This window comes from Psychrobacter sp. Pi2-1 (assembly GCF_904846645.1).
In the GTDB taxonomy this organism is placed as follows: domain Bacteria; phylum Pseudomonadota; class Gammaproteobacteria; order Pseudomonadales; family Moraxellaceae; genus Psychrobacter.
In genome coordinates this window covers 83,020-95,359 of the sequence record NZ_CAJHBO010000007.1, presented here as the reverse complement: position 1 = coordinate 95,359, position 12,340 = coordinate 83,020, and the positions used below count along the sequence as shown (strand labels likewise).

The following is a 12,340-nucleotide window of genomic DNA, read 5'->3' as shown; positions in this document are numbered from 1 at the left end:
TAGTTGGAGCACATAGCCAGCTATTATCGAAAACTAGCCAAATAGCTAGTTAAAAGGGGCAAGGCAGCTTTCGGCATAAGATAAAGTGTCGTTACGTCCGACGATAATGTGATCGACAAGCGAGATATCTAATAGGTCACAGGCTTTTTTTAGCTCGTAGGTCAATAAATTATCTGCCGTTGATGGTTTGGCATCGGTATGAGGATGATTGTGGGCGATAATAAGTTGGCTAGCAGCGTGGCTTAGTGCATGCCGCAGTACGTGCTTGATACAGACAGAACATGATGAGATACCACCAGTGAATAATATCTCAAAGTCTAAAAGGTTGAGGGCATTGTCTAGACAGAGCACTGCAAATACTTCACGGTGCTCACCGCGCAACTGAGTACTGATATAGTCTTTGACCGCTTGTGAGCGTCCTAGTGCTTGCCCAGTTTTGAGCTGACTATCCAGATAGCGCGTACCCATCTCAAGTGAGGCTAATATTTGGGCGTACTTTGCAGGACCCATACCATGACAAGCAAGAACCGTCTTTTGAGGGGCGGCTAATAGCTCGGCTAAGCTACCAAACTGATCAATCAAATGCCGCGCTAATTCAATCGCTGATTGAGACTGAGTACCGGTGCGCAAAAATATGGCCAGTATCTCGGCGTCAGACAAATGAGCTGCACCAAATTTTAAAAGTTTTTCGCGTGGCCTGTCATCCTCATGCCAGTCTTTGATCGCCATTGTCACTCCTTGAAAATGGGTGGATACTCGTTATCTGAGATAGATACGGAAAATCTTACCCAATTTATCTCATAATTGTTACTATAAGCGCAATTTTATCTTTTCACTTTTTTGTTGATGCCACGCTTATGTCCAATATTGTGCTTGCTATTACTGGCGGTATCGCCGCTTATAAATCTGCTATATTTGCCCGCTTGTTAGTTAAGGCAGGCTTTGATGTGCGCGTTATCATGACGACGGGTGCACAAGCATTTATCACACCGCTGACGCTACAAGCGTTGACGGGTAACGAGGTGCATGTCTCGTTGCTCGATGAGCAAGCCGAGGCAGGCATGGGACATATTGAGCTGGCTAAGTGGGCCGACTTAATCGTGATTGCACCAGCTTCAGCCAATACGCTTGCGCGTCTGGCCATGGGTATGGCTGATGATCTATTGACCACAGTGTGTCTTGCCACTACAGCGCCCGTCATTATTGCGCCTGCCATGAATCAGCAGATGTGGGCGCATCCAGCAGTCAACCTAAACGTGCAAACATTGCGCGATATGAATTATCAGATTATCCAACCAGCTAGCGGTGAGCAAGCGTGCGGTGATGTGGGAGCAGGGCGATTGCCTGAGCCTGAGCAATTATTAGATGAGGTGTTACTGTTCATAGCGATGAATACGACGCCGCAATTACTGGCAGGAAAAAGAGTAGTCATTACCGCAGGTCCAACAGTAGAAGCGATTGACCCTGTGCGTTATTTGTCTAATCACTCTTCAGGAAAAATGGGTTTTGCATTGGCGCGCGCTTGTGTGGCTGCTGGTGCAGACGTTGTCTTAATCGCTGGTGGTAAAGTGGCATTGCCTACACCGCTCAATGTCACACGAATCGATGTGCTGTCTGCCGAAGATATGCTGATAGCGGCGCAGCAATGTGTGGAAGGTACGCATAGCGAGCTTCAATTTGTCCTTGAAGAAGAGCATGACCATTCTCATGAGCACCCACATGAACATGAGCACTCTCATAACCATTCTCACGAGCATCACAATGGCGACTGTGGTTGCGGTGATGATGATGTAAGCGACCATGATTACAACCATAATTACAATAATGACTCGCTACAGTCTTATGATGACAACCAGTTTGTAAAAGCAGATATCTTTATCGCGACCGCAGCCGTGGCAGATTATCGTACGGAAGAAGCTGCACCGCAAAAAATTAAAAAGACACAAGATGCCATGACACTCAGTCTGGTTAAAAACCCTGATATTCTAGCGACGATTTCTCTTGCGCATCCTGCGTTGTTTGTCGTTGGTTTTGCCGCAGAGACGCAAGATATTGAGCGTTATGCCCGTGGTAAATTGGTCGCAAAAGATTTAGATATGATTGCCTGTAATGATGTCTCACGTGCAGATATCGGTTTTGCTAGCGATGACAATGCGATGCAGGTGTTTTTCTCTGAGCGCTATGAGCGTGACGCGGTAACACTTGAGAAGACCAGTAAAGATAAAATTGCTGAGCAACTGGCTAGCATTATTGGTCAAGCAATCGGTCAACGTAAAGATAGTTAGAGCTACAGGCGCTAAATCTGATAGCTAGCATGTAGATAGTGTGTAGATACAGACGCTGAGCCTCAAATGGTGTGACCGATATGATGAATATAGCTGGTAACGATAGCACTCAGATGCTAGTGCTGACGATCATTTTTGCGCTTGCTTCACTGCTGCATGGTATTAGTGGACTTGGCGCAACGCTAGTGACGACCACTGCGCTTGCTAGTATGTACCCATTGCAACACGCCATTGTGTTAGTGATTTTTCCTTCGCTAGTCGTTAATGTGATGACCTGGCTAGTAGGCGGTGAACGAACTATTTGGCAAAACTTTATCTACTACGGCAGACGCTATTGGTTGCTTGCGCTTACTAGCTTACTAGGTAGCATTTTAGGTGCAAAACTATTGCTATGGGTCGATAGCGCTTATATTCTTTTATTGTTGGCCGCGGTCATTGCTTTCTACGTTGTGAGTAGTTTACTCGGCAAACAAATCCGTCTACCAAACACCAAGCCTATGTTAATTACCGTTGGCTTTGGTGCAGGCGTGATTGGCGGCTCGACCAATGCAATGTCGACCATACTGATGATGTATCTACTGTCTGCCAGTGACGATAAAAATACCATCGCCAAAGTCGGTAACATGTGCTATTTCTTAGGAAAGATTGCTCAAATTATCGTGTTGCGTGAGCCTATCATGGCACTGAGCAGTGGTGAGTGGCAGCTGATTACTTTTTTGAGTGTGCTGTCTATAGTGACTCTTTTGGTTGGAATCCGTTTGCGTCGTTATTTACCGCAAGCGCGTTTTCGTCAGCTTATTTTATTGATTTTAATCGTGCTTGGAATACGCGTTGGCTGGCAAGGTATTACCGCATTGTTATAGCTAAAGTGTATAAGCCTTTTCAGCGATATTTTATTAGGCCAATTCTTTAAAAAATATCTGCTGTGCCAAACGAAAGGTATTACAATGCGCTTCGACCACATCTTCGATATCTTCTGAGTAGCCGCCACCCATCACGATAGCGACAGGGATATTAGCGGCTTTTGCTTGCTGCAGAACATATTCATCACGCGCCTTGCACCCTGCTTGTGTCAAACCAAGTTTGCCGAGCTTATCGGTAGCGAGCACGTCGACAGCAGACTGATAAAAAATCATATCTGGCGCAACCTCAGCGATTAAGCGTGGCAGCGTATCTTCTAATATCTGTAAATACTCAGCATCGCCAGTATCATTGTCTAGCTCAATATCTAAGTCTGATACTTGCTTACGAAACGGGTAGTTCTTTGCACCATGCATGCTAAAGACAAAAACGCGTGGCTCATCTGCCATGATGCTGGCGTTGCCATTGCCTTGATGAACATCCAAATCGATCACTAAAATTTTCTTTGCCTGTCCACGATTTAGCAATAAATTGCTAGCGATACAAACATCATTGAAGACACAAAAGCCTTCTCCATGACCAGCAAAGGAGTGATGGGTGCCGCCTGCGACGTTCATGGCCACGCCATATTGCTGAGCATATAGCGCGCACTCATATGTTGCATGGGCAATATAACGACCACGCTCTACCAACTGCGGTGTCATCTCAAATCCGATAGCACGAGCAGCCTTGCGCGGCAGTGTTTGAGTTTTAAGCTGATACCAGTATTCTGCAGTATGCGTGGTCAAAATCTCATCTTCGCTCAAGCGAGCAGGGGCAAAGAAGTTATCTTGGCTGATCGTTCCTTCTGCCAGCAAACGCTCAGGAATCATAATGTACTTTTGCATGGGGAAACGGTGCTTTTCTGGCACGGAATATCGAAAAACGTCAGAGTAGGCAATTTTTAGCATAAGATTTCTAGCTTAGTATTGATGGTTTTTTGGATAGATAAAGAAGCAAGTATTAGGGCGTGTCCTCAATTCAAACGAGTGTCCTCTAAATGGGCTAAAAACAGCTAAATTTTGCCAAACATCGTCAAATAGTTGGTCAATATCTCGATATTATCTGCACTATTTTCCTCGTTTGACGGCAATTTATCTCATTTTTATCACCATTTTTAAAATGAGGACACGCCCTAGCTATCGTAGATTATGGCTTGATTGAAAAACCGGTTCATCGAATGAACTTAATTATCGAACAAACTGAGCTATTGAACAAACTGAGTCGGTAAAAAGAACGTGCGCGCGTCTGACTGTTGACGTAGCTCGACAAGTAGCGTTTGCATGTCTTCGGCAGGGTCTTGATTATTGACCAAGTTGCCAAATAGCTCGTTGGCAACCGTGGTCATCGCGACCACGCTTTGTAGTAAATGCTCAATAATCTCATTATCTATACCAACTGCTTCGACATCGATAGCATTTTTGTAGCGTATCTCACCATCGTTGACATCCATCTCTAGATTACCGACTAGCATGTCATAGTTGATTTGGGTGATAAGTAGCATTGCGGCACTTTGATGAGTGTCTGGTATCAAAAATGGCAAGATGCCATAGATGGCCAGTAGTTTGTTTTTTTCTTGCACCCGAAACAGATAGCCACAGTTTATTTGCTTATGACGCATTCTCAAGGATAAATGATGCGACTTTTGGCTGTCGTTGGTTTTGGGTCGATAATGCGTGTAGTGCCACTGCTTGTCATTGAAGTATTGCTTTAAGCAGTCGACGATAGGCATGTCACTTTGGTTTTGAGGTTCTGCATTTGCGCTATCGGTTTTTAAGTTATCGGTTTTGAGTTGAGGTGTATCTGCTTGTGCTTGTGCTTGTGCTTGAGGGTTATCCTGTTCATTGCCTTGTTTCGCCTCTAACTCATGAGAGATATCAGCTGATATATTTTTTGTATTATTAATCTCGCCGTCAGCAAGTGATGCACGCCCTTGCTCGCTTGCACCATCGATGACTGACTGCGGTGCGGAAGCAGTCAGTAACCGTTTGATTTTTTGCCACAAGCTGAGTTTATTGCGTTGACTCATAATAGTATGCTGACAAGTAAGAGTTATAAATTAATCGTGAGTGAATGCCAAACCTTCTTTGATAGCAGGCTGTGCATAGAACGCTGCTAGCATTTCACGAATATGAGCCGTTAACCAAGGCGTCTCAAGAGCATTGTAAACGATAGGAAGTAGTGTAGTGCTACATTGCTTCATGGCCGCTTCGTCAATATGCAAACTCGCCGCAATGGTCGCCATCGTGTCAGCCTGATGATTGGCATACCAAGTGTCAATGCTTGCCGAGACTAAGCTGTGCAGATATGGTGACAGTCGCAGGCGATTGTAGCTTTGTTGGATACTGGCTTCGATATGGTCAATGCTACTATTACCAGGCTCGTCGCTTAAGTAGGTTTGTAGCTCGCTAATCGGTTGGTCTTTGATACGCTCCCAGCCCATGACCATCAGGCGTGCCACTTCTTCATTTGATAAGTGTTCTTGGGCATTGGCTTCGGCTTTGCGTGTCAAATCTTTGATATTGCGATGCAGGTACGTTTGCAGTTTTTCATCGAGGTTTCTGTTGGTCGCCTTTTCAAAAGAGCTGCGCCCAAGCTTCATCAATTTACCAACGCCACCTGCTTTATCGAGGGTGCTTTCCATAAAGTCGTTGATAGCGTGATAGAGTGTTTGGGTCAATAGATCTGCAAAGGTTTCGTTACCGACCAGCGTATGAATCAATATGTTACGCTGCTGCTCATGGCTACCGATATAGTTGGCCAGCGTTTCGACTTGGGCATCATCGACCAGCTCAGACAAAGGTACGTTGTCATTGACTGGATGATAAATAACAGTGTGCAAAATAGCACGGATATCGGTACGCATCACCTCAGTCATCGGCTGATTTAACAGCCAGTCTTTCATCAGCTGTTGTAAATGGTCACAGGTAATATATTTGCTTAAAGGCTGCGCACCAAACCATTGCCAAGCTTCCATCGCTAGTGGCTCAGCTTGATTGTGCAACCACTGCTGCATAAAGTTAACTTGAGCATCAATCAAGCTATCTACTGTCAAACGGCTGGCTGATGGCTCTTTTGACAAATTAGTGTCTGCGTTGTCATTGTTAGTGTCTGCATCAGGCATTTGTGTTTGGCTATCTTGTGAAGTCGGCATAGGTTTTGAAGTCATATTTTAAAGTCGTATTTTTTTGAGGTTGTACTTTTTGAAGTCAGAGTAATCGACAATTTGTTATACTGTGTGTTTGTAGCGAGCATAGGGTATTATGCCACGAACATTGCCTTTGTTTGTGATGAATATTGACTGCTGCTTGATAAATAACCAGAGGTTTTGATGACGGTTTTGGATACGCCTTTACTTGCACTTGAGGAGCTGACGGTTCAGCGCGGTGAGATATCGCTGTGCGAAGGCGTTGCGTTGCAGCTATCTGCGGGTAGTATTTGCCATCTAATCGGGGCAAATGGGACGGGAAAGACCACGTTACTCATGCAGTTGGCTGGATTGTTACCTGTTTTGTCAGGTGAAGTTACTTATCAAGGACAATCGTGCCTGCCCATCCAGCCTTTATATGTCTCGCACCAGTTAGGCATCCATCCGAATTTGACAGTAGCACAAAACCTGACGTTTCTACTGAACTTATATGGCATCACGCCAAGCGCTGCTGATATTGACGATGCACTCACATGGGTTGGGCTACAAGGGTTTGAAACGATCAGCTCAAGTCATCTGTCCGCTGGGCAAACGCGCCGCATCACGTTGGCGCGATTGTACCTACTAACTCCTGATGTGACACCGCTCTGGTTACTTGATGAGCCTTTCACGGCGCTAGATGTCGATATGGTGGCACGTATGGAAGCGCGGTTATGCGAGTTTGCACAGGCTGGCGGATCGATACTAATGACCAGTCATCAAGCAGTTGGTGTCGCCAATCAAGTGCTCGATTTGTCAAATTACATGGTATAAGTTTGATTGCTATCAGTACCATCGGTATATGTACAAGGACAAATAATGACAGACAGTCCAATACAAGTAGGATCAGTAGCAGCCATGAATAAAAGTCCAAATGCTATTGTTGTAGTGCCTCGCAGTATTGGGTTTATGCAGCTGTGGCGCCGCGAATGGCAAGTCAAGCAGCAAGGAGCGGTACAATGGTTGTATCCATTGGTACTTTTCTTAGTGATTATTACTTTGTTTCCGTTGGCAGTGGGTAGTGAGCCTGCGCTATTGCAGCGTCTGGGCGTATCAGCAGTGTGGATTGCTGCGTTGCTGTCACTGGTAATGGGCGTTGATGGATTATTCAAGCCTGCGCTTGATAATGGTACGCTTGCGCAATTGGTCGTGGCCAAAGCGTCCCTACCGCTATGGGTGCTGATTAGACTGGTCATTCATTGGATTTTTAGTAGTGGTATTGTGGCAGCGCTTAGCTTGCTTGCCGTACCACTATTTCAGCTTAGTTGGTTTGAAGCGTGGATATTGATGGCTTCTATCGTGACAGGTAGCCCAATGCTTTTGATGTTATCAGCAGTAGCCAGTAGTTTGACGTTATCGTTAAAGAATGGGGCAGTATTGGTGCCTTTGATTGCTTTACCGATGCAGTTGCCAGTATTGATTTTTGCTACAGGTGCGGTTGATTTATTTGCCTCTGGGCTGAACGGTTTGCCTATTCTAGCCTTATTACTAGCAGGAAGTATTGTTTCTGTCCTAGTTATGCCTTGGGTGATTGCTACAACTTTAAAAATGTCATGGCTCAATTAAACGATTTGCTTGTTGCAATCCTAAAGTCCAGTTGTCGAAATCTGGTTATCTAAACCCAGTTGTCTAAATATAGTTATCTAAACCTGGCCATCTAAATCCAGTCATCGAAATTTAGTTATCTGCATCACATGTATTAACATCGTGGTGAAAACTGGCAATTTTGCTATAATAGTCAATTGAATACGTAAACAGCTCTTTGTAGATTCTATCCAGTGTTTAACGCCAGCAGGTGAGTTGATAGTGGTGCTTTGGTAGACCGCATCCTTTATCGCCAGTAAGCTGTGTAATAGGTTTCTTCCCATGCCCAACCTGAATAACGTCTCATCCCCTAGCTTGTGGCAGCGCATTTGGCAGGGTTTCTTGACCACTGTGGGTACCAAGCAGTTTTTTCGTATCTTTAGCCCTTGGGTCAAGTGGTTAGCGATATTGGCCAGTCTCTGTTTGCTCATTGGTAGCGTATGGGGCCTTGCTTTTGCACCGCCTGATTATCTTCAAGGTAATAGCTATCGCATTATATTTATCCATGTTCCCGCTGCTAGTCTTGCCATTTCTATCTATTTTTCTCTTGCGGTTCTGGGAGTGATCTATTTGGTATGGAAGATTAAGACAGCCAGTTTGGTCGCGCAGGCACTTGCCCCAATGGGGTTTCTGCTGTGTGTCATCAGTTTGCTTACAGGCTCTATCTGGGCGAAACCAACATGGGGTACTTACTGGGTATGGGATGCACGCCTTACGTCAATGCTAATATTGGCGTTTTTGTACGCGGGTGTGATGGCACTGTTTGCCGCTTTTGAACATACGGCCAATCGCGGTAAAGCGGCTGCTATTTTATCTATCGTGGGCGCAGTGAATCTGCCTATTATCAAGTATTCAGTAGAGTGGTGGAATACCTTGCATCAAGGCGCGACCTTTAGCTTGACCGCCGCACCGAAGATGTCGGCAGATATGTGGATGCCTTTGTTACTGATGATTATAGGCAGCTATTTACTGGTTGCAACATTAGCGATTTATCGTACCAACACGCTGATTCTATACCGTGATCAAGGCAAAGCGTGGGTCAAAGAATACATTCGTGGTCAATACAAATAACGGCTAGGAAAACACTATGCAGCCTTACTTTTATAGCGTATCTGAGTTTTTTGCCATGGGTAAGCATGGGGTTTTTGTGTGGTCGTGCTGGGCGATAACGATCGGCGTGATGTTGGCATTTATTATCTATAGCCGCAGACAGCGACAGTCACTTATCAAACAGCTGACCATCCAGCAAGCGCGTCAAGCACAACGAACGACCAAAAATTCAACGCCTGCGACTAAACAAGCTGAATAAAAATTATCTTAATATCATGGTTTTAGCGTAAGAAGCCGTATCCTTTTACTGACAAAAATATGACCTTGCGAATAGCGATGGGGCTTATTGATTTATCTGAAAAATGCTACCATATAGCGATTAGAAGAGTACGATTAGAAAGACATTTTTAGAACGTTTTTCTAATGGTGGTTTCTTCAAATTTTTCTGTTTTGTAGATTGATTATGATTTATAAAACAGTGACTCATTAATGGGGTAGTGGTATGAATGCAGTTCGTCGGAAAAAACTGACGTGGGTGATGTTTACACTGGCAGGTGCGGCCGTAGCAGTTATGTTGGTTATCTATGCCATCGGGCAGCAAACTGACTACTACTTTGATGCAACCGCTATTGCCCAAGGCGAAGCGCCTCAGGACAAACGTATTCGTGCTGGTGGTATGGTGGTTGCCGGTAGTGTGCAGCGTGCAGCAGACAATCCATTAAATGTTGAGTTTGCGATTACTGACTTTCAATCAACCGTACCTGTGACTTATCAAGGTATTTTGCCAGACTTATTTGCCGAAAACTCAGGCGTCGTGGCCACTGGTAAAATGCAAGGGGATACCTTTGTCGCTGGGGAAGTGTTGGCTAAGCATGACGAAAACTATATGCCACCAGAAGTCGCTAAATCAATGAAAGAAAACAATCGCAGTGGAGCGATACCTTCTTCTGAACAGTATAATCCTGCTGAAAAGATTCATGAGACCGAAACGCTACAACAGTAACGATTATAAGTTTTCATACGGTATAAAAAAGCCACCGATTATCGGTGGCCTTTTATTGAGCTGTGTTTAGCTAATCAAATAATCGTACTTATTAACCCTATTAGTCATCCCATACTGGGCTATAGTCAGGATGTTCAATTTTACGACCATCAGAGCTGGCTAGGTTACCGATTTTTTCTAACTCATCTGCACTTAACTCAACTTTAATGGCATCTAGATTGCCTTGCAAGTGATCAGGGTTAGACGTTTTCGGAATAGCCACACGATGCTTATCTGACAAGATCCATGCTAATGAGATTTGTGCTGGCGTTACGTTGTGCTTATCTGCAATCTCTTTAATTACTTCGTTATCAAATACATCACCACGCGCTAATGGCGAGTAGGCTTCTAGTAGAATATGATGATTATTTAAGAAGGTCTGCAATGTGTTTTGCTTAATAAAGGGATGAAACTCTACTTGGTTCACGACAATAGGCACATCAGCATATTTCTTGGCTTCAATGATATTAGCAATATTGAAGTTTGAAACACCAATATGACGCGTCAAACCTTGCTTTTGGAGTTCACACAGCGCAGGAATGGTCTCAGATAATGGCACGCGGTCATCAGGCCAGTGCAATAGCAACAGATCTACATAATCTGTACCCAAATCTTCCAAAGAACGCTTGGCTGCTGCGACCAGTTTTTCTGGCTCAAACTTCATATCATCTGGAAAAATCTTGGTAGTCAAAAAGAACTTATCACGAGCCACGCCTGACTGTCTGATACCTTCGCCAACTTCTTTTTCATTGCCATAAGCTTGAGCGGTATCGATATGCTCATACCCCATTTCTAACGCTTTTTTGACCACATCTACGCAGTCTTGCCCAGTTGACTGCCAAGTACCTAGCCCTAGGATGGGGATGTTTGCTTGTCCAGCGGTACGAATATTATAGTTTTTAGCGCTCATATTATTATCCTTGTTATGTGTGTCTTATAATTTTCATTAGTTTTAAATGTCATCAATAGTATGGTCTAACGAGTAAATTACTATTAAGCCTGTCCACTATAAGAAAAACCAAGGACAAGTGGAAGAGTAAGTGACGGTTTCCTACAAAGGGCAAACAGGCTGTAACGTGATTTTTGATAGTTGTTTAATAGTTATTCAATGCACAGTTAGTCTTTTAATAACGGTATTGGAAGACAGCACTCCCAAAATTAAAGACAAAAAAACGCCCATCACTCTAAGTAATGGGCGTTTCTATCAATCATAACACCTAAAAAGCTAGGTATTTTTGATTTAAAGTCTTATTGAGCCGCGGCTTCTGTTTCTACCGTTTCAGTGCTGTCAGTTTTAGCTGCGGTATCAGTGCTTGCACTAGTGTCAGAACCCCAGATTTTTGGGTACTTGTAGCCAGGGAAGGTTTCATGCGCGTACTTTTTGAAAGCCTCTGAGTTATAGGCGTTGGTGACATCTTCAACCCATTTCTTACCAGTATCAGCAGATTTGATCGCTGACCAGTTCACATAAGCAAAGCTTGGCTCTTGGAATAAAGCTTCAGTCAGCTTGATACCAGAGTCAGTTGCATAGTTACCGTTGATTACTGCAAAATCAACTTCATCACGCGCGCGTGGTAATTGGGCTGCTTCTAGCTCAACGATGTCGATATCGTATTTGCTGTTGTCAGCGATGTCAGCTTTTGACGCTGTCAGTGGGTCGATGTCGTCTTTTAGTTTAATCCAGCCAAGATCGTCCATCATGACCAACGCACGAGCAAAGTTACTTGGATCATTCGGCGCAGAAACACTCATGCCTTTGAATGCTTCATCTAGGCTAGACTTTTTGCCTGAGTAGATGCCAAGCGGGGCAGTTGGCACTTGGAATACTTCAACGAGATCAAGGTTGTTCTCTTTTTTGAAGGTATCAAGATATGGCTTGTGCTGGAAGATGTTGATGTCCAAGTCGCCTTCTGCCAAGGCAAGGTTGGGGCGAACATAATCAGTAAATGCAACTAACTCAACCTCATAACCCTGAGCTTCAAGTGTGCCTTTTACTTGGTTACGAACCATATCAGCAAAATCACCTTCAGTCGTACCGATAACAATTTTGGTGTGTTCAGGATCGATGTCACTAGTACTCGCAGTCGTTTCTGCAGTGGTACCTTCAGTTACTGGCTCTTGGTTCGCTTCTGGCGCTGATGAGTTGCTGCAACCAACTAAAACTAGACCTGATACACCAACAGCGGCAAATGCGGTAGCTAACTGACGGCTGATATCTGTTAATTTCATAATATGTCCTTAATAATGAATGGGATTGAGTAAAACGTTTATCGTCTGAACATTAAAAAAGCA

The 12,340-nt window shown here is 44.3% G+C and carries 13 protein-coding genes; 7 read left to right on the top strand and 6 right to left on the bottom strand.

The features are described 5' to 3' along the window. Window positions 1-45: 45 nt before the first annotated feature. On the bottom strand, window positions 46-729 hold the full coding sequence (gene radC / locus JMX91_RS06010) for a RadC family protein (protein ID WP_201548107.1): 684 nt from the start codon (window positions 727-729) through the stop codon (window positions 46-48). Window positions 730-857: 128 nt separating this feature from the next. Here radC and coaBC point away from each other — a divergent pair, with 128 nt between their 5' ends. Beyond that, window positions 858-2,285 (top strand): bifunctional phosphopantothenoylcysteine decarboxylase/phosphopantothenate--cysteine ligase CoaBC, encoded by a 1,428-nt coding sequence (gene coaBC, locus JMX91_RS06005; RefSeq protein ID WP_201548106.1) that lies wholly within the window; start codon window positions 858-860, stop codon window positions 2,283-2,285. Between the two features lie 80 nt (window positions 2,286-2,365). After that, entirely contained in the window at window positions 2,366-3,148 is a 783-nt protein-coding gene (locus JMX91_RS06000; protein WP_201548105.1) for a sulfite exporter TauE/SafE family protein, read from the top strand. Between the two features lie 33 nt (window positions 3,149-3,181). Here JMX91_RS06000 and JMX91_RS05995 read toward each other — a convergent pair whose 3' ends face one another. The 3 genes from JMX91_RS05995 to JMX91_RS05985 form a co-directional block, all read right to left on the bottom strand. After that, window positions 3,182-4,096 carry a histone deacetylase gene (locus JMX91_RS05995; protein ID WP_201548104.1) on the bottom strand — a complete coding sequence of 305 codons (915 nt, stop codon included), beginning with the start codon at window positions 4,094-4,096 and terminating at the stop codon, window positions 3,182-3,184. Window positions 4,097-4,392: 296 nt separating this feature from the next. After that, complete coding sequence (locus JMX91_RS05990) at window positions 4,393-5,214, bottom strand: YbjN domain-containing protein (RefSeq protein ID WP_201548103.1); 822 nt, start codon at window positions 5,212-5,214, stop codon at window positions 4,393-4,395. Window positions 5,215-5,244: 30 nt separating this feature from the next. After that, a complete protein-coding gene (locus JMX91_RS05985; protein ID WP_227679298.1) occupies window positions 5,245-6,354 on the bottom strand; it encodes a hypothetical protein in 1,110 nt (369 codons plus the stop codon). A 162-nt stretch (window positions 6,355-6,516) separates the two neighbouring features. Between JMX91_RS05985 and ccmA the strand changes: the two genes are divergently transcribed. The 5 genes from ccmA (at window position 6,517) to ccmE (ending at window position 10,009) form a co-directional block, all read left to right on the top strand. Beyond that, a complete protein-coding gene (ccmA, locus tag JMX91_RS05980; RefSeq protein WP_201548102.1) occupies window positions 6,517-7,146 on the top strand; it encodes a heme ABC exporter ATP-binding protein CcmA in 630 nt (209 codons plus the stop codon). Window positions 7,147-7,281: 135 nt separating this feature from the next. Continuing rightward, on the top strand, window positions 7,282-7,938 hold the full coding sequence (locus tag JMX91_RS05975; protein WP_180958136.1) for a heme exporter protein CcmB: 657 nt from the start codon (window positions 7,282-7,284) through the stop codon (window positions 7,936-7,938). A 300-nt stretch (window positions 7,939-8,238) separates the two neighbouring features. After that, entirely contained in the window at window positions 8,239-9,027 is a 789-nt protein-coding gene (gene ccmC / locus JMX91_RS05970; protein WP_160023569.1) for a heme ABC transporter permease CcmC, read from the top strand. Window positions 9,028-9,043: 16 nt separating this feature from the next. Continuing rightward, the gene (gene ccmD, locus JMX91_RS05965; protein WP_201548101.1) at window positions 9,044-9,265 is read left to right on the top strand and encodes a heme exporter protein CcmD; all 222 of its coding nucleotides are present in this window, start codon (window positions 9,044-9,046) and stop codon (window positions 9,263-9,265) included. A gap of 243 nt (window positions 9,266-9,508) precedes the next feature. Beyond that, entirely contained in the window at window positions 9,509-10,009 is a 501-nt protein-coding gene (ccmE, locus tag JMX91_RS05960; protein ID WP_101206027.1) for a cytochrome c maturation protein CcmE, read from the top strand. 100 nt (window positions 10,010-10,109) lie between these two features. Here ccmE and JMX91_RS05955 read toward each other — a convergent pair whose 3' ends face one another. Then, complete coding sequence (locus JMX91_RS05955) at window positions 10,110-10,958, bottom strand: aldo/keto reductase (RefSeq protein ID WP_102091823.1); 849 nt, start codon at window positions 10,956-10,958, stop codon at window positions 10,110-10,112. A 338-nt stretch (window positions 10,959-11,296) separates the two neighbouring features. After that, entirely contained in the window at window positions 11,297-12,277 is a 981-nt protein-coding gene (locus JMX91_RS05950; RefSeq protein WP_201548100.1) for a MetQ/NlpA family ABC transporter substrate-binding protein, read from the bottom strand. Between the last annotated feature and the right edge of the window lie 63 nt (window positions 12,278-12,340).

Excerpts from the sequence above, each read along its gene's own strand:
- radC (WP_201548107.1), bottom strand. The coding sequence starts at position 729 with ATGGCGATCAAAGACTGGCATGAGGATGACAGGCCACGCGAAAAACTT.
- coaBC (WP_201548106.1), top strand. The coding sequence starts at position 858 with ATGTCCAATATTGTGCTTGCTATTACTGGCGGTATCGCCGCTTATAAA.
- JMX91_RS06000 (WP_201548105.1), top strand. The coding sequence starts at position 2,366 with ATGATGAATATAGCTGGTAACGATAGCACTCAGATGCTAGTGCTGACG.
- JMX91_RS05995 (WP_201548104.1), bottom strand. The coding sequence starts at position 4,096 with ATGCTAAAAATTGCCTACTCTGACGTTTTTCGATATTCCGTGCCAGAA.
- JMX91_RS05990 (WP_201548103.1), bottom strand. The coding sequence starts at position 5,214 with ATGAGTCAACGCAATAAACTCAGCTTGTGGCAAAAAATCAAACGGTTA.
- JMX91_RS05985 (WP_227679298.1), bottom strand. The coding sequence starts at position 6,354 with ATGACTTCAAAACCTATGCCGACTTCACAAGATAGCCAAACACAAATG.
- ccmA (WP_201548102.1), top strand. The coding sequence starts at position 6,517 with ATGACGGTTTTGGATACGCCTTTACTTGCACTTGAGGAGCTGACGGTT.
- JMX91_RS05975 (WP_180958136.1), top strand. The coding sequence starts at position 7,282 with ATGCAGCTGTGGCGCCGCGAATGGCAAGTCAAGCAGCAAGGAGCGGTA.
- ccmC (WP_160023569.1), top strand. The coding sequence starts at position 8,239 with ATGCCCAACCTGAATAACGTCTCATCCCCTAGCTTGTGGCAGCGCATT.
- ccmD (WP_201548101.1), top strand. The coding sequence starts at position 9,044 with ATGCAGCCTTACTTTTATAGCGTATCTGAGTTTTTTGCCATGGGTAAG.
- ccmE (WP_101206027.1), top strand. The coding sequence starts at position 9,509 with ATGAATGCAGTTCGTCGGAAAAAACTGACGTGGGTGATGTTTACACTG.
- JMX91_RS05955 (WP_102091823.1), bottom strand. The coding sequence starts at position 10,958 with ATGAGCGCTAAAAACTATAATATTCGTACCGCTGGACAAGCAAACATC.
- JMX91_RS05950 (WP_201548100.1), bottom strand. The coding sequence starts at position 12,277 with ATGAAATTAACAGATATCAGCCGTCAGTTAGCTACCGCATTTGCCGCT.